This window comes from Kinneretia sp. DJ1R-11 (assembly GCF_025717595.1).
GTDB lineage: Bacteria > Pseudomonadota > Gammaproteobacteria > Burkholderiales > Burkholderiaceae_C > Paucibacter_A.
Genome location: NZ_JAJIRR010000005.1, coordinates 13,844 through 40,310 on the forward strand (window position 1 = coordinate 13,844; position 26,467 = coordinate 40,310).

Genomic DNA, 26,467 nt, shown 5'->3' on the forward strand with positions numbered 1-26,467 from the left:
ACAAAAAAGCGGCCTCGGCCGCTTTTTTTCTTCTGGGTCTGTCTGTTTTCCTTGCAGTGAAAAGCTGCTCCAGCCCTCAGATCGGCAGCACGAAGTGCGCCTCCTGCGGCAGGCCCAGCCAGTCCAGCGTCTCGCCTGGCTGCAGCAGCCGGGCACCTTGGGCCTGGGCCAGCTCCTGGGCCGCCGCTTGGCCTCCACGCAGCAAGGTGAAGTGCATCAGGCGGCCATGGCGGCGCAGGCTCAACTCGGCGCGCGGCCAGGCCGCGGGCAGGCAGGGCTGCAGCATCAGGCTGCGGGCGCTCAGGCGCAGTCCGAATATGGACTCGACGGCCGCGCGATGCAGCCAGGCGGCCGAGCCGGTGTACCAGCTCCAACCGCCGCGCCCGGTGTAGGGCGGAGCGCTGTAGACATCGCCGGCCACGGCATAGGGCTCGGTGCCGTAGACCGGGCCTTGCCCGGGGTCGCTGGCCCGGTGGGCTGGGCACAGGTAGCGGAAGTAACGGTACACCTGCTCGCCGGCCGCATCGGCCTGTTGCCGCAGCGCCGCGGCCGCCTCGGGATCGCGTGCAGCGGCTTCGCGCAACTGCAGGGCCAAGCCGGCCTGTGCCATCAAGGCCCAGACGCCGGCGTGGGTGTACTGGCCGCCGTTCTCGCGCACGCCGGGCGGGTAGGCCTGGATGTAGCCTGGGTTGGGCGCGGGCTCGGCCTCGGTCTTGCTCTGGGTGGCTGACTCCGCGCTCGCGTCCTGGAACGGCGGGTCCAGCAGGCGTATCAGTCCCGCCTCGCCGTCCACCAGCAGCGCGTCCATGGAGGCCAGCGCTTCTTGCTGCCGCGCCAGCGGTGCCACGCCCGACAGCACGCTCCAGGCCTGCGCGATCAAATCGATGCGGGCCTGCGCATTGGCGTGGCTGCCCAGGGCCTGGCCCTCGTCGAAGAAAGCGCGCCGGTACCAGGCGCCGTCCCAGGCCTGGTCCAGCAGAGCGTGCCGCCAGCCCTCAGCGGCGCTGAGCCAGCGCTGCGCCCGCTCGTCCTGGCCGCGCTCGATCGCCAGCGGCGCGAAGTCGGCCACCAGGCGGCACAGAAACCAGCCCAGCCAGACCGACTCGCCGCGGCCTTGCGGGCCGACCAGGTTCATGCCGTCATTCCAGTCGCCCGTCCCGATCAGGGGCAGGCCATGGGCGCCGACACGCAGGCTGTGGTCGATGCACAGCGCCGCGTGTTCGTAGACGCTTGCGCTCTGGGAACTGATCCCCGGCCGGGCATAGCGGTCTTCGCCGGGCTCGGGGAGGGCCACGCCGTCGAGAAAGGGCAGCTCCTCCTTGAGCAGGCCGGCGTCGCCGCTGGCGCGCAGATGGTGCAGGCAGGCCAGGGGCAGCCAGAGCAGGTCGTCCGAGCAATGGGTGCGCACGCCGGCGCCCAGCGGCGCATGCCACCAGTGCTGGACATCGCCCTCGGCGAACTGGCGCCCGGCGGCCTCCAGGATCTGCGCCCGCAGCAGCTCGGGCGCTGCCCAGGCCAAGGCCATGGCGTCCTGCAGATGGTCGCGGAAGCCGCTGGCGCCGCCGGCCTGGTAGAAGCCCGCCTTGGCCCAGAGCCGGCAGGCCAGGGTCTGGTACAGCAGCCAGCGGTTGACCATGGCGTCGAACAAGGGGTCGGGCGTGCGCACCTCGGTGGCGCTCAGCAATTCATCCCAGCTGGCGCGGGCCGCTTGGAGCCGGGCGGCCGGTGGCTGCTGCAGGGCCTGAGCGAGCAGGGCTTGGGCCGCTGCCGGGCTGTCGGCGTGGCCGAGCAGAAAGCTGTGCTCGCAGCGCTGCCCGGCGGCCAGGGTCCAGCGGCGGCTGATCATGGCGCAGGGGTCCAGGCCGGCGCCGCTGACCTCGCCGCCATGGTCCGGGAGCTGCAGGCGGCCGCGGGCGTCGAAGAGTTCGCGCCGGTCGCAGGTCCAGTCCAGTCGTTCACCCTCAAAGCCTTGGCCCGCCACCCCGGCTGTCCCCGCCAGCTGTGGCAGCAGGGCCAGGAAGGCCGTGCTCTGGCCGAAGCCGGCCGAGGCTTCGGTCTGCGTGCACAAGAGGGCGGTGGCGCCGCCTTGCTGGAGATGGCTGCAGCGGCTGCTCATGCGCTCGCTGCGGCTGGCCCCCATCAGCCACTCCGTCAGGCCAATCAGGCGCAGATGGCGCTCGCGTTCGCCGCTGTTGTGCAGGCTGATCTGCAGCTGCTTGATCGCCAGGCGGCTGTCCACGCACCAGCGCAGGGTCCAGCTCAGGCTGCCGCGCTGCTGGCTGATCTTGCTCCAGCCCTGGCCGTGGCGCACCTGGGCCGGCCCGCCGTCGCCCCAGGCCGAGGGGCACAAGCTCCAGGTCTCCTGGCTGCGCTCGTCTTGCAGCAGGCACCATTCGGACGGCGTGTCGGCCACCGGGTCGTTGGACCAGGCCGTCAGCTGATGCAGGCGGCTGTTGACGGCCCAGCTGTAGCCGGCGCCGCTGTCGGAGACCTGGCAGCCGAAGCCGGCATTGGCCAGCACATTGATCCAGGGTCGATCGGGCCGCTGCCGGGGGCTGACCTCGAATTCAAAGTGACTGCCGTCGGCACTGAACTGGCCTGGTGCGGCCTGCTGCTGTGTCGGCATGGGGCGCAGCTGCACGCTCAGTGCTCCGCCGTCCTGGCGCAGTGCGCAGGCCGTCTCGAACTGTTCGGCCCAGGCCTGCACATGGTGGTGCAGGGGGCGGCCGTCGGCATCCAGGGTGATGCAGGCGAGGCTGCGCAGGCTGGCGAACTCGGCAGCGCTCAGTTCCTCGGCGCGCAGCAGATGAAAGCCGCTGCGGCTGGGCTGGCCTGGGGGCTGCTGCATTTGCGCTTGCGCACTGCACTCGGCCAGATGGCGCTCGCGCAAGGCCGCGATCTCGCGCTGCAAGCTCAGCTGGTAGGACGCAGCCTCGCCATTGACCACCACCAGATCACAGGCCACACCGGCCCAGGCCCAGATCCGCATGGCCTGCGCCAGGCTGCGCAGCAGGCCCAGTCCTTCGATCACGCCGGCTTGCACCAGCACGATGGGCTGGTCCCCGGAGATGCCGAAACGCCAGAGCAGGCTGCGGTCGCAGGCATCCGGGGCCGTGCCGGAGCCGGCAGCGCCCGCCTGGGCCAGATGCGGTCGGCTCAAACTCATCAGCAAGGCGGTGCTCAGGGTCTGGGCGGCGGCCAGATTGGCCGGGCTGATGCGCAGGCTGCGCAGACGGATGCCGGTCAACGTGGCCGACATCAGCGAGGCGCGCTGCACATGGGCGGCCTGGCGGTATTTGTCGATCACCGCATGGAGCAGGCCGGGCAGATGGCTGGCCGCCGTGGCAAAGGTCAGGGTCAGTTTCGCGCCTGGGGCAATGCGCAGCCGGGTGGCCAGCACGCAGACCGGATCGAGGCCGGTGTCCAGGGTCACCGACTCCCGGCCGCCGGGCACGGCACGCAGCTGCCCCAGCGGCTGGCTGGCGGGCCGCAGCCGCCCACGCCAGCGCTGGCGGTCGGTCTGCACGGCCAGGCCGAGCAGCGAGCCGCGTTCGGCTGGCGCGTCGCTGTCTTCGCTGAGCACCAGCTCGGTCAGGAAATGCGCCAGGTGCAGCTCCGGCTCGCCGGGCAGGCGTGCCTTGCGCTGCCAGAGCAGGGCTTGTTGCTGCGGGTTCCATTCGGCGCGCAAAAACAGGTTGCTGAAGGCCGGGTGGGCCTCGTCCGCGCGCGGCTCGGCCAGGGTCGGCTCGAAGGCCGAAATCAGCTCCAGCTCCAAGTCCTGCTCACCGAGGTTGTGCAGCTCCACCTGGCGGAACTCGATATCGTCTTCGGGGCTGATCCACACGGTCAGCTGGCTGCTTAGACCCGGCCAGCGCGCGCTCAGGCAGACCCGGTCCGGGTGAAAGCTGCAGCGGTAATGGGCGGCCGCATCGGGCGCCGGGTGCTGGGTCAGCGAGACCAGGCGCTGCGACGCCGCGGCGTCCAGGCCGCGCAGGAAGAAGAAGCTGCCGTACTCGTCGCGCAAGGCGTCGTCGCGGCGCCGGCTCAGGCCCATGGCGCCCAGGTTCGACGCACCCGCGCCGTTGGGGCGCAGGCTCAGCTGGTAGCGGCCGTTGGACAGCAGCTGGCTCGGCTCGATCGCCGCCATGCCCGGGTGGACCTCGCGCAGCAGGCCGCCCGCGCGGCGCTCGAAAACCTGGGCCGGCAGCAGCGCGGGCGCCTGGTAGAGGCGCGAAATCTCGCGCGGCGAGCGCTCATGCAGCAGCGAGGCCACCGCCTCCAACGGCGCGCAGGCCATGCCCCAACGCTGTACCTGGCCGGCCAGCAGCACATTGGCCAGGGCGGCGATGCTCATGCCCTGGTGGTGGGCCATGAAGGTGGCCACCGGCACATGGCCGGCCGGTCCGGCCTGGGGCAGGCCCGGACCTTGCTCCTGGCCCTGGCGGGCGGGGCTGAAGTCCAAGGCTTCGATGAAACCGTAGCGGCCGCGCGCCGCCAGCGCTTCCAGGCGTTCGAAGTTGCGGCAGGCTCGCTGCGGCTCCAGCTGCGCGGCCAGGGCGGTGGCGTAGGGCGCGATCACCAGCTCGTCGGGCGGCGTGCGACGCAGGCTCAGGCGTGGCACGCCCTGCGGCGCGTACTGGTAGGCCAGGCTGTGGTCGCGCCCGGCATAGGCCGACTCCGAAATGCCCCAGGGCAGGCCGGCCGCGGCCGTGAACGCGATCTGCTCTTCGATGGCGGCACGGCAGGCTTCGCGCAGGGCGCTGCCCACCGGCTCGTCCAGCATCAGGCTGGGCATCAGGTACTCGAACATGGAACCCGACCAGGAACGCAGGCCCGCGGCCAGGCCGACGGCGAAGAAAGGCCGGCCCAGCGCCGCCCAATGGCGCACCGGCACATCGCCCTTGGCCATGGCCCAGAGGCTGGTCAGGCGCGACTCCGAGGCCAGCAAGTCGTAGAAGCCGGCATCGAGTTCTTGCTCGGCGACGCGCAGACCGATGTGCAGCAAATGGCGCTTGGGGTGGTAGAGGAAGGCAAAGTCGGGCTCGCCGGCATGGGCCTCGCAGCGCTGCGCCAGGGCCAGCAGGCGGGCGCTGGCGGCTTGCTGCGCAGCGGGCAGGCAAACCGCCAGCTGGTCCTCCAGGGCCGAGCGCAAGGTGTTCAGGTGATCGATCAGCAGCCAGGCCAGGCGCTGGCGCGCCGAGCTTGGATCGATGCCTGGCCCGGGCCGGTTCAGCGCGTCCATGCCCTCGGCGGCCTCGCGCAGCAGCTGCTCAAAAGCTTGTGGCGCGCGGCGCGCTTCCTGCAAGGGGTCTTCGATCAGCAGCAGGCGCATCAAGCCCTGGTTGAGCATGATTTGTGGCTGCTCGGGCCACAGCGGTGCCAGCTCGCGCAGGCGCTGCAGCGAATCCTGTACCGCAGCGGCGGCCGGCTCGGCGGCATAGGGTGCCAGAGCCAGGGCGCGGCAGGCCTGGGCCACCGCCAGCAGGTGGCCGCATAGGTTGCCGCTGTCCACGGTGGAGACATAACGCGGCAGCAGGGCGGCGCCGGTTTCGGTGTCGTACCAGTTCAGCCAGTGGCCGCGGTGGCGCTCCAGCGTGCCCAGGCTGTCCAGCGTGGCCTGCAGGCGGCGCATCAATTCCTCCGTGCCGATCCAGCCGAACTGGCGTGCGCAGGCCACGCTGAGCAGATAGAGGCCGATATTGGTCGGCGAGCTGCGATGGGCCAGCATCTCCTGCGGCAGCATCTGCAGATTGTCGGGCGGCAGGTGGCGGTCTTGCGGGCCGACGCAGCGCTCGAAGAAGCGCCAGGTGTCGCGCGCGATGCCGCGCAAATAGGCGCGCTCTTGAAGGCTGACGCGCTCGGACCGGCGGCCGCCGATCAGGCCTTGCGGCCGGCTGGCCCAGCCGATCCAGAGCGGCGTGGCGGCCCAGAGCAGGCACAAGGCCGTGGCCAGAGCCGGCGCCTCGGTGCCGGCCAGCAAGAGGCCGGCCAGGGCCAGCAAGGCGCCCAGGCTGGCGCGGCGGTGGCGGGCGAACACGGCCGGCCAGCTGCGCGCGGCTGCCGCTTGAGCCGCTGCCGCGGTGGTCCATTGCAGCAGCAGCCGGTGGCTGTGGCCGCTGCGCCAGAGCGCGCGCACGATGGCGTCCAGGGCCAGGGCGCTTTGTTCCAGCAAGAGGGCCAGCTGCCACAAGCTGCCCAGCAGGGCGCGTGCCAGCTCGGTCAGACCGCGCAGCCAGAAATGGCCCGGCGCAAAACCGCCGTGGCTGGGCAGCAAGCCGGCCAAGGCGCCCAGCAAGGGCCCGGCGAGATGGGCGGCCAGCACCAGGGCCAGGGCCGGGCCCGGCGCCAGCCACAGGCCCGCGGGCAGGGCCAGGGACAGCAGCAAGAGCAGCAGGGAGGCGGGCGCCACCAGGGAGCGGCGCAGGTTGTCGAGCAGCTTCCAGCGGTTCAGCGCGCCCAGGCGCAGGGCCTGGCGGCTCCAGCGGCGCGGCAGCAGAAAAGGCAGCAGCTGCCAGTCGCCACGGATCCAGCGGTGCACGCGCGAGGCGGCCACATCGGCGTGAAACGGCGCGTCCTCGACCAGGCTGATGTCGCTGACGGCGGCGCAGCGGGCCAGGGCGCCTTCCAGCAGGTCATGGCTCAAGACCTGACCCTCGGGCAGGCGGCCGTTCAGCACCGCTTGCAGGGCCTGCACATGGAGCAGGCCCTTGCCGGTGAAGCTGCCTTCGTCGAACAGGTCTTGGTAGGTCTCGGAGCTGGCCGAACCATAGGGGTCGAGGCCGCATTGGCCGGCGAACAGCCAGTGGTAGGGCGTGAAGTCGCCGCGCGCCGGCAGCGGCGTGACCACCCGCGGTTGCAGGATGGCGTAGCCGGCCACCACCCGGCGCGGTCCGGTCTGGCCGGCCGCATCGGCCGGGCTCAGGCGTGGCTCGTTGCGAGGGTGTGCGGCCACGCCCACCAGCTCGCGCAGGCGGCCCGGTGGCATCTGGGTGTCGCTGTCCAGGGTCAGCAGATAGCGGGTGTGCGGTGCGGTCTGGGACAGCGGGCCCAGGTCGGCGAAAGCCAGGCCGCTGTTTTCGCCTTGCGCCAGCGCTTCCACCAACTGCTCCAGCTTGCCGCGCTTGCGCTCCCAGCCGATCCAGCGTTGCTCGCTGTCGCTGAAGCGGCGCTGCCGGTGCAGCAGCAGAAAGCGCGCCGGGGCGCCCGCGGCCACCGGTGTGGCCAGATTGAGGGCGCGGATCGCGGCCACGGCCGCGTCGAGCAGGGCTTGATCGCCGGGCAGACTGGCGCTGTCGGCATCGGCCCAGTCGCTGAGCAGGGCGAACTGGGCTTGTGCTTCCGGGTTGGCCAGCTGGTGCAGCTGCAGGCGGTGGGCCAATTCGGCAATGGTGGCGGCGTCGCTGAGCAGCACCGGCATCACCACCAGCACGCGCTGGGTCGGCGCAATGCCCTCGGCCAGGGCCAGGCGCGGCAGCTGGGCCGGCCGCAGCGATTCACTGAGCAGGCGGTTCATCAAGGCAAGCCAGGCTTCCGAGGCCGGCAGCAGCATCAGCGCCAGGCAGGCCGGCAGCCAGGGCCAGGGGGCCGCGGCCAGGGCGGGATCGAAGCGCGCCAGACCGGCCAGCAAAGCAGCGCAGCCCAGGCCCAAGCCGCCCAGATAAAGGACCAGGGCATGGCGGCGCAGGGCGGCCCGCCAACGCAGGCTGGCCGATTCCTGCAAGCCCAGGGCCTGCAGCAGGGCGGGGCGGCCTTCGCCCTGCAGCCAGTGGCCGGCGGTCTGGGCATGGGGCGGCACGGGCGCACCGCCGGCGTGCGGGCATAGCATCACGTCGATCAGCACCTGCGCCACGCCAAGCTCGCTGCGGCCGCAGCGCCGCGCCAGGGTCTCGATGCCGTGCAGGGTTTGGTCGCGGGTACGGCTGTGTTCGGCGGCAAAGCTGTCGCAGTTCAAGAGCAGCTGCATCAGCGGGCTGCTGCGCGCCACGATCTCGGGCCAGTCGGCCTCGCCGATCACACGCAGCGAGCTGACGGCATTGCTGACGCTGAGGTTGTCGGCGGTTTGCTCGGCGGCCTGTTGCAGCTGCGCGCCGGCCGGGTCGGGCAAGGCCTGCAGCAGCCAAGCGCGGCGCAGTTCGGCACCGGCCTGCTGCAAGGGCGTGTCCGCGACCGGGCCGTCGCTGCCGGTGCGGTGCAAAAGGCGCTGCGCCATCTGCGCCAGAAAGGCCTGGTCCAGGCCGCGTTGGCGCAGGCCGGCGAGCTGCTGGTCGAGCTCGGCCAGGCCCAGGCGCTCGATTCGGTCGCAGCATTGGTTGGCCAGCTCACGTGCGGCCTTCTGGCCGGCCACGCGTTCGGCCAGGCGGCGCAGGTTCTCGATCAAAACCACGCGCAGCGTGGTCGGCAGCGCCCACATCTCACCCAGATTGAGCGGCCGCACCTCTTGGTAGGCACACAGAAAGTGCACCAGCAGCTCTTCGTCAAAGGCACCGTCGGTGTGGGCCACAAAAGCCCAGGCCACCCCGTAGACGCGCGGCAGGCCGGCCAGGGGCGGGTCTTGCAGCACCGGCAGGGCGCGGAAATAGCGGCGCGGCAGGCCTTCGTGGACTTCCTTGAGCTGGGCCTCGATCAGATGGAAATTGTCCAGCAGCCATTCGGCGGCCGGGCTGATGTCAAAACCGGTGCTGGCTTGGGCGGCGAGAAAACGGTGGGCCCGGCGCAGGCTCGCGACATTGCTGCGCAGGCGCGGGAAGAAGGTCTGGCCGCGGCGCTGCTCGTGCACCGCGAGCACCCGGTGCGTGGCCGCCAGGCTGCGGCCATGCTGGGCAAAGCGCTGCTGGCCGAAGATTTCGGAACGTATCGGTGCCAGCACCGGGCCCTCTTGCGGGTCCAGCATGTCGTTGAGCAGAGCCGGTGCTTCCGGCTCGGCGGCGGTCAGGAAGAAGAAAGCCGGGCCGACATGCCGGGCCAGCCAGGTCCCGACGTTCAAGCGATGCAGTCGGCCCATGGTTCAGAGCAGGCACAAGGCCAAGAGACCGCCGGCCAGCAGCAGGACCAGAACGCTGGTGACCAGGTGCGCACCGACAAAGCTGCGCAGGGCATCGGCGCGGCAGCGCAGGGCGAACAAGGGGCCGCGCAGGCGCAGGCAGGCGATCAGGTGCTCGCCCAGGCCGCTGTGTGCGGCTGGCTCGGCTGAGCCCGATTCGGGTGCGAATGCGGCGGTGCTCCAGGGCCCGTTGGCGAAGGTCTTGCTGGGGTTCATGAGGAAGCTCCTTGTCTGCTCTTAGCGTAGAAACGCCGGGCGGCGCTGTCTGTCAGACAGTCCGGCCCGGCGCTGTAGGACAAGCCTTTGCGCTTCAGCGTTGCGCGCTGATTTCGGCTTGCACTTCGACCTCGACGCGGCGGTCCGCCTTCAGGCAGCTGATCAGGGCGGCGGTCTTGTTCTGACCCTTGCAGTCTTCCGGCCGGGTCACGGGCATGGACTCGCTCTTGCCGACCGCGCTGATCTTGTTGGCGGCGATGCCGCCGGTGTTGACCAGGTAGTTCTTGACCGCCTCAGCGCGCTGCTGTGACAGGGTCTGGTTGTATTCACTGCTGCCCAAGCGGTCGGTGTGGCCCTCCACCATGATCAGCTGGAAGTCCGTGCCCTTGAGCTCCTGGGCCAGGGCGTCCAGTGCCCGGGCGCCGGCCGGCTGGATGGCGGCCTCGTCGAAACTGAACAGCGACTCCGCCGAGTAGCTCATGCGGCGCGGCGGGATCGGAATGCCAGCCGCCGGCGGCGGCAGGGGCACGGGCACGATCTCGGGCATGGGCGCGGCCGGTGCTGGCGCGGCGGCCATCATCACCGGCTGCGCTTGCTGCACAGCGCTGACCCGCGGTGCCGGCGTGGGTGAGCGGCCAAAAGGGAAAACCAGGCTCAGCGACACCAGATTGACCGGGATGTGATAGCCCAGGCCGTTGCGAACCCGGTAGCGCTCGGCCTCGGCACGCAGGGCCATGCCGCCCATCTGGTATTGCAGGCCGGCACCAAGCTTGATGTTGGTGTCGCGCCGGCTGGGGTCGGAGGTGGCGAAGGCCGCCGCGCCCGAACCTTCGAAATGGGTGCGGGTGCGGTTGAACTGCGTGCCGATGCGGCCCAGCAGCGACCAGCTCTCGCTCATGGGCATGCTGCCGACCAAGTCAAGGTTGATGCCCTTCAAGTCAAAGCGCCCGGCGACCGCACCGGACGGTGTGGTCTGAGTGCCTACTTGGAAGCGCCCCAACTGGAAGTAGCCCGCTTCGATGGCCCAGTTGCGGTTCATCTGGTAGCCGAGAAAGGCCTTGTAGGCGGTGTCGCGTTCGTCGCGGCTGATGTCCTGGGCGCTGACGCCGGCTGGCAGAACGGCACTGATGGCCCGTTCAGCGTCCAGCTTGGCGCGTGACTGCCCGACGCCGAAGCCGCCGTAGACATAGGGCTCCTGGGCGAGCACCGAGCCGCACAGCAGCGGCATCACGCCGGCCATGCCCAGCCAAGCCAGGCGCTGCAGCGGGCGAGGCCGGGCGCTGAGTGAAGATGATGAAGAAGGCGATGAGGCCGGAGTCGGCGAGGTTTGGTGATTGGAACGCTTGTTCATGGTCATCCTTGTGAACGGCAATAGGACCGGATTCCCGATGAGCCCTGTGAGGTTCGGCCAGGGGCCGGTAGCGAACTTTCAGTTTCAGCGGACACAGCTGCCCCGGTCTGTGCGTTGGCGTACCGGCCGGGCGCTGTTGTTTTGCGGGCTCAGGGGCTGCGGCTGCGCTCGCTGAGGCCGCGCTGGCGCAGGTGGCTGCCCAAGGCGCGGTCCCAGAAGGTGGTGCTGACACCGTAGCAGCGGGCTTGGCCGGCCTGGTGGTGCAGGGCATGCCAGCGCTTGCGCCGCTCCATCCACATGCCGCGTGCCGGCCAGTGGTGGCTGGCGTGGTGGGCCATGGAGTAGATCAGGTAGCCGGCCAGCACTCCCATCATCAGCGGGCCGGCGCTTGCCGCGCCGAGCATGGCCCGCAGCGGCAGGTAGACCAGGGCTGTGAACAGAGCCAGACTGAGCCAGGTCGGCAGGCCCAGGTGCTCGCGCGGGTGGGCATGGTGCTCGCTGTGCCAGCCCTGGAAGGGCTGGATGCCATGTAGCACGAAGCGGTGGGTCAGGTATTCGATCAGCGACCACAAGGCCAGGCCCACAAGTGCCAGAACCAGCAGGCCGGCCGCCTCGCGCGGGGTCTGCGGCGGCGCCAGGCTGCTGCCCAGACCAAGTATCAGCAGGGCGTAGACCGCAAAGTCGAGGTAGCAGGCGCGCAAACTATGGCGCAGGGAGATCAGGGTCATGGGTGGCCTCGGGCAGCAGGAACAGACGCAGACCCAGCCGCACTCAGCGGGTCCGTGGAAAGTTCAAGGTAGGGGGGGGAGGGTCCAGGGTCTGTGCGCTGACGAACGCTGACGCCCTGCGGAACTAGGGCCATCTGGCGTGCCGCAGCACTTTTCAGGTATGTTCGCTAGCGAACAGACCCCGATACCGTGCAAACCTATAGTCAGATCGCCAAGGTCTTGTCAGGCCGGCAGGGAGGCTTCCCTCCCATTGAAGACAGTACAGGGAGTTTGTTAAATGGCGCACACCATCGATCCGAAGAAGAACCTCTTGCTTGCCGCTTTGCCCGATGCTGAGTGGCAGCGATGCCGCGGCTTTCTGGAGCCGGTGGAGATGCCGCTCGGCCAGGTCTTGTATGAGTCGGGCCGGCCGATGAGCCATGTCTACTTCCCTTGCAATTCCATCGTCTCGCTGCTGTTCGTGATGGAGAACGGCGCCTCGGCCGAGATCGCCGTGGTCGGCAAAGAGGGCCTCGTCGGCATCTCGCTCTTCATGGGGGGGGGCTCGACACCGAGTCGGGCCGTGGTGCAGAGCGCCGGCCAGGGCTATCGCATGCGCGCCAACGCCATGACCGAGGAGTTCAATCGCAGCGGCCCGCTGATGCACCTGCTGCTGCGCTACACCCAGGCCTTGATCACGCAGATGGCGCAGACCGCCGCCTGCAACCGCCACCACAGTCTCGATCAGCAGCTCTGCCGTTGGCTGCTCTTGAGCCTGGATCGCCTGCAGGGCGATGAGTTGATCATGACGCAGGAGCTGATCGCCAATATGCTGGGCGTGCGCCGCGAGGGCGTGACCGAGGCCGCGCTGAAGCTGCAGAAGCAGGGTCTGATCCGCTATGCCCGTGGCCATATCTCGGTGCTTGATCGCCTGGGCCTGGAAGCACGCAGCTGCGAGTGTTACGGCGTGGTGAAAAAAGAGTACGACCGACTGCTGCCGGACATGCTGGCGGTTTGAACTGCTGGTTTGCGCCGCGACCCGAACCGACCAGCAGGCGTCGTCTGTGTGTGCTGCCAGACAGTTAGCACCCGACGATGCCCTCATGCTTGGACCGCAAGCGCCTCCTGTCCTGAGGCGCACAAAGGATTCTGCAGTGAGCGAACTCCGAGTTTCACGCAGCACCCCGAGCGGTGCCAGCGGCAGAGCCCCTCCCTCCATGCCGGCCCTTGCAGCGGCGCTGCAAAATCGCCTGATCGCCGCCTTGCCGGCGGCGGCACGCAACAGCTTGCTGGCGCTCTGCGAGCCGGTACAGCTGAGCCTTTCTGAGACTTTGTGCGAGGCTGGCGAGGACACTCGCCATGTCTACTTCCCCACGGACGCCTTCATCTCCCTGCTGGCTCGCATCGACGAGCACCCGAGCCTGGAGATGGGCATGATCGGCCGCGAGGGCATGTTGGGCATTCAGCTGAGCTTGGGCGTCAACCGGGCGCCCTTGCGCGCCTTGGTGCAGGGCGACGGCCAGGCCTGGCGCTGTGCCGCACCGGTGTTTGTGGCCGAGCTGGCGCGCAGCAAGCCCTTGCAGGCGGTCTTGCAGCGCTATCTCTATGTGCGCCTGGCCCATCTGGCCTGTGCCGCCGGTTGTCTGCGTTTCCATCAGATCGGTCCGCGCCTGGCGCGCTGGTTGCTGATGAGCCAGGACCGCGCGCGCGCGCCGCAGCTGGCCGTCACCCATGAGTTCCTCGCCTATATGCTGGGGGTGCGCCGGGTCGGTGTGACCCAGGCGGCCGGCGCCATGCAGCGCAGCGGCCTGATCGAATACCACCGCGGCGAGCTGACCGTGCTGGACCGCAGCGGCCTGGAAGCCGCTGCCTGCAGTTGCTATGCCGCTGACCTTGAAAATTATGCCGATCAGTTCCCCAGCCCCCAGTTGCAGCCCACCTTGCGCAGGAGCGGCTTGAAGCGCGCGGCCTTTGTGCCGCGCCGGGTTGTGCATGGCCGCTGATTTTCGTCCCGCCCGGGCGGGCCAAACGCAGTCCCCGCCGCCGGGGGCAACCGAAACGCCGCTGTCAGAGCCGCAGCCGGCGGCCGGGGTCGAGGCGGGTGCCATGCTGGTGGCCCGCGGGCGTGGCGGCGTGGCCGTGCAGGACTGGGAGCTGCTCTTCACGGCCGTCAAGCACCGTCTGCAGAGCCTGGACGGCGCTGATCGCCCGTCCGGGCAATCGCCGCATGCTTGCGTGTCCGACTGCGTGGAGGCCCTGGATCAGCTTCAGCTGACTTTGCGTCATGAGCTGGAACGACGCGCACGCTTGGAGCAGGACGCCGAGCAGGCCTTGGGCGACTTGCAGCAGGTGCGGCAGGAACTGGATCATGCGCACCAAGCCGCACGCCAGGCCCAGGTGCTGGCACGCCGCGACAGCCTGACCGGCTTGCCCAACCGGCGCTACTTCCGCGAACGCTTGGCGATGAGCTTGACGCAGCTCGAGGGTGCCTTGCCAAGCAGCACGCAGCCGGGCAAAGAGACGGGGCTGGCCGTGCTGTTTCTCGATCTGGACGGTTTCAAGGCCATCAACGATGTGCTGGGCCATGCGGCCGGCGATGAGCTGCTCAAGATCGTCGCCCTGCGCCAGGCCCGGGCCTTGCGCTCGGGCGATTTGGTGGCGCGCTGGGGCGGTGACGAGTTTGCCTGCCTGCGCACCGAGGGTCTGGGCCGTGAGGCCCTGGAGCGCCTCGCCCGCAAGCTATTTGATGCCGTGTCGGCGCCGGTGCAACTGCAGGGTCAACTCGTGCAGATGCGCCCCAGCATTGGCATCGCATGCTGGCCTGCCGACGGCCGCAGCGCCGAAGCCCTGCTGCTGCAAGCGGACCGCGCCATGTACCAGGCCAAGCGCCTGCAATGCGGCTCGGTGTTTGCTGCGGACCTGTGCGACAGCGCACCGAGCGAAGAGGGGGGCGGGGGTATGTTGGGGGGAAGTGAGGAGTGAATGGTGAATGGTGAATGGTGAATGGTGAATGGTGAATGGTGAATGGTGAATGGTCTTGCCTCTCCCCAACCTAAGCCCGACTCACGACTCACGACTCACGACTCACGACTCACGATTCACGATTCACGATTCACCAATCCCACCACCACCCAAGGCCCCCATGTCCACCACCCAACTCCAAACCGCCCCCAATGCCCTGGCGCGCCGCAGTGGCGCGCTGAGAACACCGACCGATCTGCAGGCCAATGCCACGCGTGACATATCGGCCAGCCTGAACGGCATCTTGGCCGACGTCTTTGCGCTCTATATGAAGACCAAGAACTTCCACTGGCATATGAGCGGGCCGCATTTCCGCGACTACCACCTGATGCTGGACGATCAATCGGGCGAGTTGCTGGCCATGACCGACCCGCTGGCCGAACGCATCCGCAAGGTCGGCGGCTCGACCCTGCGTTCGATCGGCCATATCTCGCGCAGCCAGCGTCTGCTCGACAACGACGCCGCTTTCGTGGAGCCGGCCGATATGCTGGCCGAGCTCTGCGAGGACAACAAGACCTTGGCTCAAATGTTGCGCCAGGCCCATGGCTTGTGCGCCGAACACCGCGACTTGGCCACGGCCAGCTTGATCGAGGTCTGGATCGACGAGGGTGAGCGCCGCACCTGGTTCTTGTTCGAGTCGGGCCGCCCCAGCGACAGCAGCGGCCATTGAACCCACGGCCCTTCACCTGAGGAGCAGCTCATGAACGCAGCACGACCCGTCCGCCTGTGGCGCTGGGCAAGAATCCTGACCTTGATGTCGGCCGTCGCGGCGACGATCACTCCGGCGCTGGCCCAGCCCGGCAGCGAAAGGCGCGGCGCGCGCGAGCGCGATGCGCGCAGCCATGAGCAAGAACGCAGCTCGGACCGAGACCGCGATCGGGAGCGTGATCGGGAACTTGATCGTTACGGCGACCGCGGCCCGGAGCGCAACCGTTCGCCCTCGCGCGCCCAGGACGAGCGACACGGTGGCGGGCCCTACCGCGCTCCTGCCTACAATTATGGCCAGCGCCGGGCCGATGACCGGCGCGGTGGCGGGCCTGATCACGCCTATTACCGCGGCGGCCGTCTGCCTCCGGCCTACCGCGGCACGCGCTATGTGGTGGACGACTGGCGTGGCCACCGTCTGAGTGCGCCGCCACGCGGCTACCACTGGGTGCAATCGGGCGGTGACTACCTGCTGGTCGCTATTGCCACCGGGGTGATCCTGCAACTGCTGCTCAACGATTGAGCCGTGCTTTCCTGCGGGCTGCGGCGGCCTCAGCGCGGCCGGCGGCTTCTTGCTATGCTGCTCCGCGACCTCCAGCCTTTCTTGGAAAGCCCGCACCATGAGCTTGTACCGCCTGCATATCAATGGCCAGATCCGTCAGGTCGAGGCCGCACCCGATACACCTCTGCTCTGGGTCTTGCGTGACAGCCTGGACCTGGCCGGCACCAAATACGGCTGTGGCGTCGGCGCCTGCGGTGCCTGCACCGTGCAGCTCAACGGCGTGCCCATCCGGTCTTGCATGACCCCGGTGGCCACCGTCGGCCTCAAGAAAGTGCTGACCATTGAAGGCCTGGATGCCCAGGCCAGCCACCCTTTGCAACAGGCCTGGGTGGAGCTGGACGTGCCGCAATGCGGCTACTGCCAGGCCGGCCAGATCATGACGGCCGCCGCCTTGCTGAAAGAGAACCCCAGGCCGAGTGATGCCGACATCGACGGTGCCATGTCCGGCAACCTCTGCCGCTGTGCCACCTATCTGCGCATTCGCGCGGGCATCCACCGTGCCGCCGAGATTTCGGCCCAAGCTGCTGGCGTGCCGGTCAAGGCGCCCGTCTCCCGCAAGGCCAAGCCGCAAGCGAAGGAGGGCGTATGAACATGCCTGCGACAGTGAACCCCAGCCGCCGCCGTTTTCTCGGCCAGAGCGGCGCCGGCCTGGTGCTGGCGCTCAGCGGCTCGACCGTGGCCCTGGCTCAAAGCGCCAAGCCCGCAGCGGCCACGGCCTTCAAGCCCAGCGCCTTCATCAGCATCTCGCCCGAGGGCGTGGTGACGCTCATCTCCAAGCAGCCCGAGATCGGCCAGGGCATCAAGACTTCGCTGCCCATGGTGATCGCCGAAGAGCTGTCGGTGAACTGGCGCGATGTGAAGATCGTGCAAGGTGATCTGGACCCGGCCTACGGCAGCCAGGGCGCGGGCGGCTCCACTTCCACGCCCACCAATTACCAGGACTTCCTGCGCCTGGGCGCCACCGCCCGCACGCTCTTGGTTCAAGCGGCGGCGCAGCGCTGGGGCGTGCCGGTGGCGGACTGCCAGGCCCGCGACTCCTTCGTCCACCACCGACCCACAGGCCGCAAGCTGGGCTATGGCGAGCTGGCCAGCTTGGCCGCCACGCTGCCCCTGCCCGATGCTGCCAGCGTGCTGCTCAAGGACCCCAAGGACTACCAGCTGCTGGGCCAGCGCATCGGTGGCGTCGACAACGCTGTGCTGGTGCGCGGCGCGCCGCTGTTCGGCATCGACGTCAAGTTGCCCGGCATGCTCTACGCGGTGTACGAGAAATGCCCGGCCTTCGGCGGCAAGGTCGTCAGCGCCAATCTGGCCGCGGTCAAGGCGCTGCCCGGCGTGCGCGATGCCTTTGTGATCGAGGGCACCAGCAATCTCAACGGCCTGATGCCCGGCGTGGCCATCGTCGCGGATTCGACCTGGGCGGCCTTCAGCGCCCGCAAGCAGCTGCGCGTGCAGTGGGATGAGGGCGCCGTGGCCACGCAGAGCTGGGACGGCTTTGCCACCCAGGCTGCGGCCCTGCGCGGCAAGCCCGGCGCCAGCAACCTGCGCCGGGACGGTGATGTCGAGCAGGCCTTGCGGGCCAACGGCGCCAAGGTGGTGGAGGCCAGCTACAGCTACCCCTTCATCTCGCATGCCAGCATGGAGCCGCAGAACTGCACGGCCTGGTGGAAACCAGAGAGTTCCAGCCTGGAACTCTGGGCGCCAACCCAGAATCCGGCCTCGGGCCAGAATCTGGTGGCCAACACCCTGAACATTCCCAAGGAAAAGATCAGCCTGCACATCACTCGCAGCGGCGGTGGCTTCGGCCGGCGCCTGAGCTCGGACTTCATCGTCGAGGCGGCCGCCATCGCCCAGCGCGTGGCCGCGCCGGTCAAGCTCTGCTGGAGCCGTGAAGACGATCTGCGCCACGACCATTTCCGCCCGGGCGGCTTCCACCACCTGCGCGGCGCGGTCGATGCGCAAGGCCGGGTCAGCGCCTGGCACAACCACTTCGTCACATTCGCCAACCGGGTCCAGCGCGAGGGTCAGTCGGTGCTACAGCCGGGCAGTGGCGGGAGCCTGTCGGCCGACGAGTTCCCCGGCCGCTGGCTGCCCAATATCCTGCTGGAGCAAACCGCGCTGGAATGCGGCGTGCCCATGGGCCCTTGGCGGGCACCGGGCAGCTGTGTGTTCGCCTGGGTCTTCCACAGCTTCATCGACGAGCTGGCCCATGCGGCCGGACGCGACCCACTGGCGCTGCGCCTGGAGCTGCTCGGTGAGCGCGAGATCGTGCCGCCCAGCAATGAGCGTGGCCAGCCCTATCACGCCGGCCGCATGCGCGCCGTGCTGCTGGAGGTGGCGGCCAAGTCCGGCTGGGGCAAGAAGAAGTTCCCGCGCGGCCAGGGCCAGGGCATGGCCTTCCATTTCAGCCATCGCGGTTACATCGCCGAGGTGGCCGAGGTGACGGTCAGCAAGAGCGGCCAGCTCAAGGTGGACCGGGTGGTGGTGGTGTCCGACATCGGCCGCCAAATCGTCAACCTCAGCGGTGCCGAGAACCAGGTCGAGGGCTCGGTGCTGGACGGCCTGGGCACGCTGATGCATGCCCAGCTCGACCTGCAGGGCGGCCGCATCGTCCAAGGTAATCTGGGCGAATACCCGCTCTTGCGCATGCACGAGTCGCCAACCCGGGTCGATGTGCATTTCCTGCGCAGCGATCAGCCAGTCACCGGCCTCGGTGAGCCGGCCCTGCCGCCGCTGGCGCCGGCGGTTTGCAATGCCATCTTTGCCGCCACCGGCCACCGCGTGCGCCAGCTGCCGCTGAGCCTGAGCGACCTGAGCTGGAGTTGAAGGGCCTCTTCGTGCCTCGGGCTCAGCCGCGCGGCTGGAAGTCGGCGCAAGCGGCCGCCAGCTGCTCGTAGGCGGCGCGTACGGCCGGGCTGTCTGCCAGGGGCAGGCGCAGTTCCAGCTCGGCGTAAAGGTCGCCGGCCGGCAGGTTCAGATGGGCGGGCAGACCGCGGCCCTTGAGTCGCAGTTTCTGACCCGCACAGGCGCCGGCCGGCACCTGCAGTTCCAGGCGGCTTCCGCCCGGCGTGCGCAGCTGCACGGCCGCGCCCAGGGCGGCTTCCCAGGGCGCCAGCGCCAGGCTGACGAACACATCGCCGCTGGCGGCTGGGTCGCTGGACTTGCCCGCCGGGCTTGAGGCGCGGTCGAGCCGAAACGGCGGCTCGGCCCGCAGCTGCACGGTGATGTAGAGGTCTCCCGCGGCGCCGCCGCCCACGCCGGGGCCGCCCAGACCGGCCAGGCGCAGACGCTGGCCGCTGCGCAAGCCGGGCGGGATCTGCAAATCGACCGGGCAGTCCTGCAGATGGCGCCGGCCTTGGTCATCCAGGCGCGGCAGCTGCAGATTCAGGCGCCGGCTGGCGCCTGAATAGCTGTCCACCAGGGCGACCTCGGCCTCGGCATGCAAGTCCTCGCCCCGCAGCAGTGGCTCGCGGCTGGCCGCGCGCCAGCCCGTGTTGCCGCGCGCCTTGCGCAAGAGCTCGCCGAGTTCGCTGTCGGCCGCGAATTCGAAGCCTCGGTTCGCCTTGGCCGCCTTCTGTTGCTGCAGCTGGGCGTCATAGGCGGAGCGGCGTTCGCTGTCGATCAGCACCTCGTGGGCTTGCGCCACGGCCTTGAACTGCGCCTCGGTGTCGGCCCGGCTGACATCGGGGTGGAAGCGGCGTGCCAGCTTGCGGTAGGCCTGCTTGACCTCGGCCGCGCTGGCGCCATGCGCCACACCCAGGGTGGCGTAGTGGTCGGCTCCAACGGCGCCGCTGGGCTTGGCCTTGGCCCCGGTCTCGTGGTCTTGCGGTTTGGCGTTCAAAAGTTTGGGCTCGTGGCAAGAGGGCGGGGGCGCAGAAGAAAGTGATTGTGCGCCGAGCGGGGTGCGGCCTCTGTGCGACAGCGAACCGCGGTTTGAGCTGTGGCCCAAGTGTTGTGACACAAGCCGCTTGTGTGTTCGCCAACGCACCGAGTTTCGGGGCGGCTGCGCCTAATCTCGACGACGAGCGGCATGCCTTGCATGCCGCCCTGGCCCCTTCCGATTTTTGAACTGGAGTTCCCCATGAGTCTCTTTACCTTGCTGCTGATCATCCTGATCGTCATGCTCATCGGTGCCGTTCCGACTTGGCCACACAGCCGCGGCTGGGGTTATCTGCCCAGCGGTGGCCTGGGGCTGGTGCTGCTGGTGCTGATCGTGCTGATGTTGATGGGGCGACTCTAGGCCTCAGGCCCGGTGTCACGACCTGGTTTGATGGTTCCTTGGGAGAGGATGGCTATGCACAATATGGGTGGTAAATACCGGGCACCGCAAGGCGCGGAGGGTCCGTCGCTGGCGGCGGAGCGGGTCTTGCCCAATCGCTGGGCGCGCGCTTCGGCGCAGGCAACGCCGAGCCCCGCGCAGGTTCTTCCTTCAGCCACTGCGCCTTCGCTTGGGTCGGCCCAAGACGGTGTGAATGCCGTGCAGGCACGGCGTTTGGCCGCCGCTGCGGCCGATGTCTCGCTGGCAGACTGGAGCGTGCTGCTGGACGCCGTCAAGCTGCGCCTGCGCGCCAGTGTCGCGGGGCCCAGCGGACCGGCTGGCCTGGCCGAGCCGCTGCAGGCCGGCGCCGCCTCGCCGGCCGCCCCGTCGCCGCAGCTCCAGCGCACGGTGCTGGAGTGCGTGGACGCGCTCGATCAGCTGCAGAGCACCTTGCTCCACGAACTGGCGCGCCGCTTGCAGCTGGAGCTGCAGGTCTTTGATGCCCAAGTGGCCTTGGCCCAGGCTCGCTCCGAACTGGGCGCACGCCTGGGCGCGGCGGGTGCGGGTGCGCAGGCGGCCACGCCCATGGCGCCTCTGAGCGGCCCCGATGCCTTCAGCCGCAGCCGCCACCAGACCTTGCATGACAGCCTGACCGACTTGCCCAACCGTCGTTTCTTCTTGGAGCGGCTGGAGCATGGCCTGCAACACCTGCCGCGCCCGGATTCCTTGCTGGCCGTGTTCAGCATGAGCATCGATGGCTATGCCGCCATCGAGGCCGAACATGGGGCTGATCTGGCGCAAGCCTTGCTGAAGGTTGTGGCGGCGCGCTGGGGTCGGGTCTTGCGGGTCGAGGACATGTTGAGCCGCCTGGACGGCGCTGAGTTTGCCTGCCTGCGCCTGGCCCAGGGAGAGGATCCGGTCGCGTTGGCGGGGGTCTCGGCCAAGCTGGTCGAGGCCCTGGCCTTGCCCGTCAGCCTCGCACCGCTGAGCCTGCAGCTGCGCGTTCGCATCGGCATGGCCCAAGGCGGATCCGGCCAGGGCGGCGCTCTGGACTTGTTGGCGCGTGCGGTGCGGGCGAGGGGGAGGGAAAGTGAATCGTGAATGGTGAATCGTGAATCGTGAATGGTGAATGGTGAATACCGTCAGCCACGACTCACGACTCACGATTCACGATTCACGATTCACGATTCACGATTCACGATTCACGCCCCGGCAAAACCACCCGCAGCGTGCAGCCCTCTCCAGGCCTCGAGCGCAGGCTCAGCTGGCCTTGTTCGGCCTCGACGCGAAAGCGCATGCCGAGCAGGCCGTAGGCGGAGCCGGGGCGGGCGCTGCTGTCGAAGCCGCAGCCGTCGTCGCGCACGCAGAGCTCGGCGAAGTCCTGCCGCGCCGTGCAGCCGGGCACTGGGCCGGCTGTCATTTGCAGGCTGACCCAGACGCTGCGGGCCTGGGCGTGTTTGGCGATATTGGTCAGGGCTTCTTGCAGCGCCCGGTACAGCACCAGGGCGCTGGCTTCGCCCAGGCGCACCGGCCGCAGATCGCTGTGCACTTGCAGGCCGCTGCTGTCGGCGAACTCGTGGCAGAGGATGTCCAGGGCCGCCAGCAGGCCCAGATGGGCGAGGGCCGAGGGGCGCAGGTCTTCGATGATGCGCCGCTTCATGGCAATGCCGCTGTTGAGGGTGGCGACCAGATGCGCCAGGCGCTCCAAGGCCACGGTCGGCTCGGCCGGCAGGGCGCTCAAACGGGCCTTGATGCGAGCGGCATCGAGCTTGGCCGAGGTCAGCAGGGCACCGAGTTCGTCGTGCAGATCGCGGGCCAGGCGTTGGCGCTCGTCCTCGCGCGCGGTCTGCAGGTGCAGGGTCAGCTCGGCCAGCTGAACGGTGCGCTGGCGCACCAGTTCGTCGAGCTGCCGGTGCAGGCCGGCTTGCAGCTGGCGGCTGCGGCGCTGCTCCATGCGGCAGCTCTGGCGCCAGGCCGCGAGATGGGCCAGGCGGCGCAGCCGGCTCACGGCGGTGCCGCGCGAGCGGCCCGAAGTTTGGGGTTTGGTTTCAACATGACGATGACGATGAAGAAAAGGTCCAGCAAATGATTCGAATTGCACTTGTTGATGATCATGCGGTCGTGCGGGCCGGCTTGCGCCAGTATTTTTCGGAGCAGGCAGATTTCGCCGTGGTGGCCGAGGCGGCCAATGGCCGCGAGGCCCTGGCCATCGTGCGGCGTGGCGAGATCGACGTGATGCTGATGGACATTGCCATGCCGGACCAAAGCGGTGTCGATGCCCTGATCGCCATCCGCGCCCGTGCCCCGCATCTGCCGGTCTTGATGCTGAGCGGTTTTGCCGAGGCCCATTACGCCACCACCTTGCTGCGTCAGGGCGCCAGTGGCTATCTGAGCAAGGACTGCGAGCCCGAGCAGCTGGTCCAGGCGATCCGCACGGTCTGCCGCGGCCGCCGCTACATCAGCCCCGGTGTCGCCGAGCTGCTGGCCGGCCAGCTGGCCGATGCCCCTGGCCCGGGTGGCGCGCTGCCGGCGCATGAGCAGCTCTCCGAGCGCGAGTTGCAGGTCTTCTTGCGCCTGGCCGCCGGCGAGACGGTCGGGCATCTGGCCCTGGCCATGTCCCTGAGCGTCAAGACGGTCAGCACCTACCGCAGCCGGGTGATGGAAAAAATGTGCCTGGCCTCGAACAGCGACCTGACCTATTACGCACTCAAGCAAGGCTTGATCCGCTGACGCAATGAGCCGCTGATTCGTGGCGTTCTCAGTGCGGCCCCGGCAGGGTTTGGACCAGGCCTTCGCAGTACTGGATCAGGTCCTCGATCTCGCGCGATTTGTCGAAGATGCGGTCGGCGCCCAGCTCCAGGCAGCTGCGCCGGATGTCGGGCGTGGCGTAGTTGCTGAGCACCACCCAGTGGCGCCGCGGGTCAACTTGTGCGCGCAGATGTTGGGCAGCCCGCAGCACGCCCAGGCCCGAACCGCCCTTGAGGAAGATGTCGACGATCACCACGTCCACCGCATGGCCGGCCTGGCCCAGCCAGAGCAGGGCAGCGGCCTCGTTGTCGGCGGCGCCCAGCACTTGCAGGGGCAGCAGCTCTTCCAAGGTGGCGATCAGCTCCGCCTGGATCAGCGGGCTGTCTTCGACAAGATAGGCCTTCAGTGGGCGCATGGTGGGGCTCAGGGCAGGCACAGCCGGGGCTGCGTAGGCCGCCAAGGAGGCAGCGTGGGCTTGCAAGGCGTCCCGATTCAGCACTCCAGCGGGCCCGCAGCGGCCAGTGTGCCAGCCTCCCGAGGCGCCGCCCATCGGCAGCTGGAGGGCGCGCTTGTCGGACAAGGCCTACAAGGAAGCGCAGCGGCTAGCGGCTTAGATCGACGGCAGCGGCAGAGTTTGTAGGCAGCGGCCTACGCCGTCTCGCGGCCCTGTCCGCTGGGCGCTGCGGCCCCGGCCTCTCACACTGAGCCAGGGCCTCAAGAGCTGCCTGCCGATTCGGCCGGTGGCCGGCCCGAAACCCTGAGAAAGCCGCCGCCATGAAACTGCCCCGCCTCCTGCCTCTGTGTCCGCCACCCTCGGCTCTGCTGTGCAGCGCTGCGGCCCTGCTGTCCTGTCTGCCGGGCCTGGCCTGGGCGCAGCTGACCGCCTACGAACGGGAAGACTTCGGCGGCTCCTCCTTTGTGAGCCGGCGTGCCGTTCCCGATTTGCGCCTGCAGAACTTCAACGACCGTGCTTCCAGCGTCGTGGTTGCGAGCGAGCGCTGGGAGGTCTGCGAGGACCTGCGCTTCAGCGGCCGCTGTGTGGTGCTGCGGCCGGGCAAGTACGCTTCGCTGGCGGCCATGGGCCTGAACAATGAGATCTCGTCCTTGCGCCGCCTCGATGCCCGAGCGCGCGTGGATGAGGACCGTTATGCCCCCGAGCCCCTGATCGTGCGCGACTTCGGTCGCCAAGGCGAGGAGCGCCTGTTCGAGGCCGATGTCAGCTCCGTTCGCGCCGTGCTCGGCCCGCCGCAGCAACGCTGCTGGATGGAGCGTGAGCAGGTCTCGGTGGACAAGCGCGAGGCCAATGTGCCGGGCGCTCTGGCCGGCGCCCTGATCGGCGGCATTCTGGGCCACCAGATCGGCGGCGGTACGGGTCGCGACATCGCCACCGTCGGCGGCGTGGTGGCCGGCGCGGCCATCGGCTCCAAGACCGGCCGCGACGCGGGTGCGCCGCAGATCAGCAGCCGCGATGTGCAGCGCTGCCGCAACCTGCCCGCCGATGCCGACCGGCCCGCCTACTGGGATGTGAGCTACCAGTTCCGCGGCCGCCAGCACCGGGTGCAGATGACCACGCCGCCGGGCGACACCATCACCGTCAACCGCAACGGCGAGCCGCGCGGCTGAGGCTTCAGCCCATCAGTTTCATCTTCACCTTCACTCCGCTTCCCCCACCCACCCCAAGAGGTATTCCATGATTCAACGCCACACCCCCTTCCAGATGTCTCTGCTGACCCTGCTGCTGGCCGCTTTGCCGGTGGCCAGCGCCATGGCCATGAGCAAGGCCGAGCACAACGATGCCCGGACCCGCATCGATACCACGTACAAGGCCGACAAGGCCGCCTGCAACAGCCTGGCCAGCAATGCAAAGGACGTCTGCATCGAAGAAGCCAAGGCCAAGGAAAAAGTGGCCCTGGCCGAACAGGAGTTCGCCTACACCGGCAAGCTGGCCGATCAGCGCAAGGTCGGCGTCGCCAAGGCCGAGTCCACCTATGCCGTGGCCAAGGAACGCTGCGACGACAAGGCCGGCAATGACAAGGATGTCTGCGTCAAGGAGGCCAAGGCCGTCGAGACCAAGGCCCTGGCCGACCTGACCCTGGCCAAGAAGGTCGGCGAAGCCGTCACCGAAGCCAAGGACGAGAAGCGCGATGCGAACTACAAGGTGGCCACCGAAAAATGCGATGCCATGGCCGGCTCGGCCAAGGATGCTTGCGTGCTCGATGCCAAGATGAAGTACGGCAAGACCTGATCGTTCAGAGCAGGCCTCGCCAGACATCCGCCAGGGCCCGCACGGCCTGGCGGATGTCGGCCGTGGGCACGGTCGCGAAGCCCAGCACCAGGCCGGCCTGCGGGCTGTGCGTCGGCAGGCCGCCTATCTGCTGCAGGCAGCCCACTTCCACGCCGACGGCTTGGGCGCGCTGGCTCAGGCGCTGCTCCTCGGCGCGACTGGCCAAGGGCAGGAAGACCTGCAGGCCGGCTGGAACCGCCGGCAGCTGAAAGCGCGGGTGCAGCGGGGTCAGGTCTTGCGTCCAAGCCTCGATGAAAGCGTCGCGGCGTTCGCGCGCGGCCCGGCGCATGCGTCGCACATGGCGCAGGAAATGCCCTTCGGCCATGAAGTCGGCCAGCACCGCCTGGTCGGCAATGGCAGCCTGCCGGTCCAGCACCGAGCGCAGGCGTGCCAGGGTCGGCAGCCAGTGGGCCGGGGCCACCAGATAGCCCAGACGCAGACCCGGGAACAGCAGCTTGGAGAAGCTGCCGACATAGAGCGTGCGGCCGGCCTGGCCCGCTTCCAGCGAAGCCATGGGTGCCAGCGGCACGCCGCTGAAGCGGTACTCGCCGTCGTAGTCGTCCTCCAGCACATAGGCATCGTTGGCGCGCGCCCAGGCCAGCAACTCCAGGCGCCGCTGCAGGCTCATGACCACGCCGGTCGGGTATTGGTGCGAGGGCGTGGTGTAGACCAGGCGGACCGGCCCCAGGGCCCGCAAGGCGCCGACACGCAGGCCTTGCTCATCGAGCGGCACCGGCAGCACGCGCGCGCCGCCCAAGCCCAGGGCGGCCGCCGCCGCGCGGTAGCCGGGTGACTCCATGCCGACCCGGTCGCCCGGGCTTAGCAAGGCAAGGGCAGCGATGGCGATGGCCTGCTGCGAGCCTGCGGTCACCAGCACCTGCTCGGGCCGGCAGGGCAGTCCACGTGAATGGCTCAGGTAGGCGGCGATCAGCTCGCGCAGTCGCGGCAAGCCGGCGGGGTCGCCATAGCTGAGCGCCGCATCGGGGTCGGGGCGTGCCTGGCGGCGCCAGAAGCGCGCCTGCAGGCGCGACCACAGCGCATGCGGGAACAGGTCCAGCGCGGGCAGGCCGTGGCGAAAGGCCCGGCCTTGGCCGACTGTCGTGGCCGTGGGCTGGTAGTGCTGCAGCGCCTGCCAGAGTGGGGTTTCTGGTAGCTCGACAGGCGTGGGATCTGGCGCAGGGAGTGGCTTGGCTGGGCCGGCTTGCAGCAGTGGCACAGGCGTTTCGCTGGCGCTCAGCGTCTTCAAGGCGCTGACAAAGCTGCCGGCGCCCATGCGCGCTTCGATCAAGCCTTCGCTTTCCAGCTGCTCGTAGGCGCGCAGCACGCTGTTGCGCGAGACATCCAGCGCCTGGGCCAGGGCGCGTGTGGTGGGCAGGCGCGCACCATGACTCAGCTGACCTTGCAGGATGCGGGCCTTGATCTGGGCATGGATTTGCCGGCTCAGGCCGAGGCCGGGGCGCAACTGCATGCCGGCCGGGTCCAGCTCCAGTGCGGAGGGTGGGGCCAGCGTGGGCTCTGAAATTGGTTCCATCAAATCAAGTGAAAGTGGCTCTTTCATGGTACCAAGCGGGCGGCTAT

General features: G+C 69.0%; 20 protein-coding genes. 12 read left to right on the top strand and 8 right to left on the bottom strand.

Annotated features, from left to right (window positions below; all coding sequences use genetic code 11):
* Positions 1 to 76: 76 nt before the first annotated feature.
* The 4 genes from LNV23_RS10445 to LNV23_RS10460 all read right to left on the bottom strand — a co-directional run bounded on the left by LNV23_RS10445 (position 77) and on the right by LNV23_RS10460 (position 11,335).
* The gene (locus tag LNV23_RS10445) at positions 77 to 9,001 is read right to left on the bottom strand and encodes a GH36-type glycosyl hydrolase domain-containing protein (RefSeq protein WP_263562927.1); all 8,925 of its coding nucleotides are present in this window, start codon (positions 8,999 to 9,001) and stop codon (positions 77 to 79) included.
* A gap of 3 nt (positions 9,002 to 9,004) precedes the next feature.
* Positions 9,005 to 9,256 carry a hypothetical protein gene (locus LNV23_RS10450; protein ID WP_263562928.1) on the bottom strand — a complete coding sequence of 84 codons (252 nt, stop codon included), beginning with the start codon at positions 9,254 to 9,256 and terminating at the stop codon, positions 9,005 to 9,007.
* A 94-nt stretch (positions 9,257 to 9,350) separates the two neighbouring features.
* Positions 9,351 to 10,607 carry an OmpA family protein gene (locus LNV23_RS10455; protein ID WP_263562929.1) on the bottom strand — a complete coding sequence of 419 codons (1,257 nt, stop codon included), beginning with the start codon at positions 10,605 to 10,607 and terminating at the stop codon, positions 9,351 to 9,353.
* A 149-nt stretch (positions 10,608 to 10,756) separates the two neighbouring features.
* Entirely contained in the window at positions 10,757 to 11,335 is a 579-nt protein-coding gene (locus LNV23_RS10460; protein ID WP_263562930.1) for a sterol desaturase family protein, read from the bottom strand.
* Between the two features lie 277 nt (positions 11,336 to 11,612).
* On the opposite strand from LNV23_RS10460, the gene LNV23_RS10465 reads away from it, so the two are divergent.
* From LNV23_RS10465 to LNV23_RS10495, 7 genes are all read left to right on the top strand, one after another.
* Entirely contained in the window at positions 11,613 to 12,332 is a 720-nt protein-coding gene (locus LNV23_RS10465) for a Crp/Fnr family transcriptional regulator (protein ID WP_263562931.1), read from the top strand.
* Positions 12,333 to 12,531: 199 nt separating this feature from the next.
* Positions 12,532 to 13,317: a Crp/Fnr family transcriptional regulator gene (locus LNV23_RS10470; RefSeq protein WP_263562932.1), complete on the top strand. Its 786-nt coding sequence runs from the start codon at positions 12,532 to 12,534 to the stop codon at positions 13,315 to 13,317.
* A 103-nt stretch (positions 13,318 to 13,420) separates the two neighbouring features.
* Positions 13,421 to 14,296 (top strand): GGDEF domain-containing protein, encoded by an 876-nt coding sequence (locus LNV23_RS10475; protein ID WP_263562933.1) that lies wholly within the window; start codon positions 13,421 to 13,423, stop codon positions 14,294 to 14,296.
* Between the two features lie 160 nt (positions 14,297 to 14,456).
* The gene (locus LNV23_RS10480; RefSeq protein ID WP_263519361.1) at positions 14,457 to 15,005 is read left to right on the top strand and encodes a Dps family protein; all 549 of its coding nucleotides are present in this window, start codon (positions 14,457 to 14,459) and stop codon (positions 15,003 to 15,005) included.
* A 30-nt stretch (positions 15,006 to 15,035) separates the two neighbouring features.
* Positions 15,036 to 15,563, top strand: a complete 528-nt coding sequence (locus LNV23_RS10485) for an RcnB family protein (protein WP_263562934.1) — start codon at positions 15,036 to 15,038, stop codon at positions 15,561 to 15,563.
* Positions 15,564 to 15,660: 97 nt separating this feature from the next.
* Positions 15,661 to 16,191, top strand: coding sequence for a (2Fe-2S)-binding protein (locus tag LNV23_RS10490; protein ID WP_263562935.1), 531 nt, complete (start codon positions 15,661 to 15,663; stop codon positions 16,189 to 16,191).
* Positions 16,188 to 18,425 carry a xanthine dehydrogenase family protein molybdopterin-binding subunit gene (locus tag LNV23_RS10495; RefSeq protein WP_263562936.1) on the top strand — a complete coding sequence of 746 codons (2,238 nt, stop codon included), beginning with the start codon at positions 16,188 to 16,190 and terminating at the stop codon, positions 18,423 to 18,425. The genes LNV23_RS10490 and LNV23_RS10495 overlap by 4 nt, the downstream gene beginning before the upstream one ends.
* A 22-nt stretch (positions 18,426 to 18,447) precedes the next feature.
* Here LNV23_RS10495 and LNV23_RS10500 read toward each other — a convergent pair whose 3' ends face one another.
* Positions 18,448 to 19,440 (bottom strand): DnaJ C-terminal domain-containing protein, encoded by a 993-nt coding sequence (locus LNV23_RS10500; protein WP_263562937.1) that lies wholly within the window; start codon positions 19,438 to 19,440, stop codon positions 18,448 to 18,450.
* Between the two features lie 240 nt (positions 19,441 to 19,680).
* On the opposite strand from LNV23_RS10500, the gene LNV23_RS10505 reads away from it, so the two are divergent.
* Both LNV23_RS10505 and LNV23_RS10510 read left to right on the top strand, forming a co-directional pair.
* Positions 19,681 to 19,839, top strand: coding sequence for a DUF3309 family protein (locus LNV23_RS10505; RefSeq protein ID WP_263519366.1), 159 nt, complete (start codon positions 19,681 to 19,683; stop codon positions 19,837 to 19,839).
* Between the two features lie 54 nt (positions 19,840 to 19,893).
* Positions 19,894 to 20,958 (top strand): GGDEF domain-containing protein, encoded by a 1,065-nt coding sequence (locus tag LNV23_RS10510; RefSeq protein WP_263562938.1) that lies wholly within the window; start codon positions 19,894 to 19,896, stop codon positions 20,956 to 20,958.
* A gap of 94 nt (positions 20,959 to 21,052) precedes the next feature.
* On the opposite strand, the gene LNV23_RS10515 is transcribed toward LNV23_RS10510, so the two are convergent.
* On the bottom strand, positions 21,053 to 21,865 hold the full coding sequence (locus LNV23_RS10515) for a sensor histidine kinase (RefSeq protein WP_263562939.1): 813 nt from the start codon (positions 21,863 to 21,865) through the stop codon (positions 21,053 to 21,055).
* A gap of 77 nt (positions 21,866 to 21,942) precedes the next feature.
* Here LNV23_RS10515 and LNV23_RS10520 point away from each other — a divergent pair, with 77 nt between their 5' ends.
* Positions 21,943 to 22,587: a response regulator gene (locus LNV23_RS10520; RefSeq protein WP_263562940.1), complete on the top strand. Its 645-nt coding sequence runs from the start codon at positions 21,943 to 21,945 to the stop codon at positions 22,585 to 22,587.
* Between the two features lie 28 nt (positions 22,588 to 22,615).
* Here the strand turns inward: LNV23_RS10520 and LNV23_RS10525 are convergent, their stop codons facing one another.
* A complete protein-coding gene (locus LNV23_RS10525; RefSeq protein ID WP_263519370.1) occupies positions 22,616 to 23,020 on the bottom strand; it encodes a response regulator transcription factor in 405 nt (134 codons plus the stop codon).
* Between the two features lie 359 nt (positions 23,021 to 23,379).
* Here LNV23_RS10525 and LNV23_RS23975 point away from each other — a divergent pair, with 359 nt between their 5' ends.
* Together LNV23_RS23975 and LNV23_RS10540 are read left to right on the top strand one after the other, a co-directional pair.
* Positions 23,380 to 24,228: a beta/gamma crystallin-related protein gene (locus LNV23_RS23975; protein ID WP_318023228.1), complete on the top strand. Its 849-nt coding sequence runs from the start codon at positions 23,380 to 23,382 to the stop codon at positions 24,226 to 24,228.
* 67 nt (positions 24,229 to 24,295) lie between these two features.
* Positions 24,296 to 24,850, top strand: coding sequence for a hypothetical protein (locus tag LNV23_RS10540; RefSeq protein WP_263562941.1), 555 nt, complete (start codon positions 24,296 to 24,298; stop codon positions 24,848 to 24,850).
* A gap of 4 nt (positions 24,851 to 24,854) precedes the next feature.
* Here LNV23_RS10540 and pdxR read toward each other — a convergent pair whose 3' ends face one another.
* A complete protein-coding gene (pdxR, locus tag LNV23_RS10545; RefSeq protein WP_263562942.1) occupies positions 24,855 to 26,420 on the bottom strand; it encodes a MocR-like pyridoxine biosynthesis transcription factor PdxR in 1,566 nt (521 codons plus the stop codon).
* Positions 26,421 to 26,467 lie beyond the last annotated feature (47 nt).

Bases quoted from the DNA above. Each gene is read 5' to 3' on its own strand.
- LNV23_RS10445 (WP_263562927.1), bottom strand. From the start codon at position 9,001: ATGGGCCGACTGCATCGCTTGAACGTCGGGACCTGGCTGGCCCGGCAT.
- LNV23_RS10450 (WP_263562928.1), bottom strand. From the start codon at position 9,256: ATGAACCCCAGCAAGACCTTCGCCAACGGGCCCTGGAGCACCGCCGCA.
- LNV23_RS10455 (WP_263562929.1), bottom strand. From the start codon at position 10,607: ATGAACAAGCGTTCCAATCACCAAACCTCGCCGACTCCGGCCTCATCG.
- LNV23_RS10460 (WP_263562930.1), bottom strand. From the start codon at position 11,335: ATGACCCTGATCTCCCTGCGCCATAGTTTGCGCGCCTGCTACCTCGAC.
- LNV23_RS10465 (WP_263562931.1), top strand. From the start codon at position 11,613: ATGGCGCACACCATCGATCCGAAGAAGAACCTCTTGCTTGCCGCTTTG.
- LNV23_RS10470 (WP_263562932.1), top strand. From the start codon at position 12,532: ATGCCGGCCCTTGCAGCGGCGCTGCAAAATCGCCTGATCGCCGCCTTG.
- LNV23_RS10475 (WP_263562933.1), top strand. From the start codon at position 13,421: ATGCTGGTGGCCCGCGGGCGTGGCGGCGTGGCCGTGCAGGACTGGGAG.
- LNV23_RS10480 (WP_263519361.1), top strand. From the start codon at position 14,457: ATGTCCACCACCCAACTCCAAACCGCCCCCAATGCCCTGGCGCGCCGC.
- LNV23_RS10485 (WP_263562934.1), top strand. From the start codon at position 15,036: ATGAACGCAGCACGACCCGTCCGCCTGTGGCGCTGGGCAAGAATCCTG.
- LNV23_RS10490 (WP_263562935.1), top strand. From the start codon at position 15,661: ATGAGCTTGTACCGCCTGCATATCAATGGCCAGATCCGTCAGGTCGAG.
- LNV23_RS10495 (WP_263562936.1), top strand. From the start codon at position 16,188: ATGAACATGCCTGCGACAGTGAACCCCAGCCGCCGCCGTTTTCTCGGC.
- LNV23_RS10505 (WP_263519366.1), top strand. From the start codon at position 19,681: ATGAGTCTCTTTACCTTGCTGCTGATCATCCTGATCGTCATGCTCATC.
- LNV23_RS10510 (WP_263562938.1), top strand. From the start codon at position 19,894: ATGCACAATATGGGTGGTAAATACCGGGCACCGCAAGGCGCGGAGGGT.
- LNV23_RS10520 (WP_263562940.1), top strand. From the start codon at position 21,943: ATGATTCGAATTGCACTTGTTGATGATCATGCGGTCGTGCGGGCCGGC.
- LNV23_RS10525 (WP_263519370.1), bottom strand. From the start codon at position 23,020: ATGCGCCCACTGAAGGCCTATCTTGTCGAAGACAGCCCGCTGATCCAG.
- LNV23_RS23975 (WP_318023228.1), top strand. From the start codon at position 23,380: ATGAAACTGCCCCGCCTCCTGCCTCTGTGTCCGCCACCCTCGGCTCTG.
- LNV23_RS10540 (WP_263562941.1), top strand. From the start codon at position 24,296: ATGATTCAACGCCACACCCCCTTCCAGATGTCTCTGCTGACCCTGCTG.
- pdxR (WP_263562942.1), bottom strand. From the start codon at position 26,420: ATGGAACCAATTTCAGAGCCCACGCTGGCCCCACCCTCCGCACTGGAG.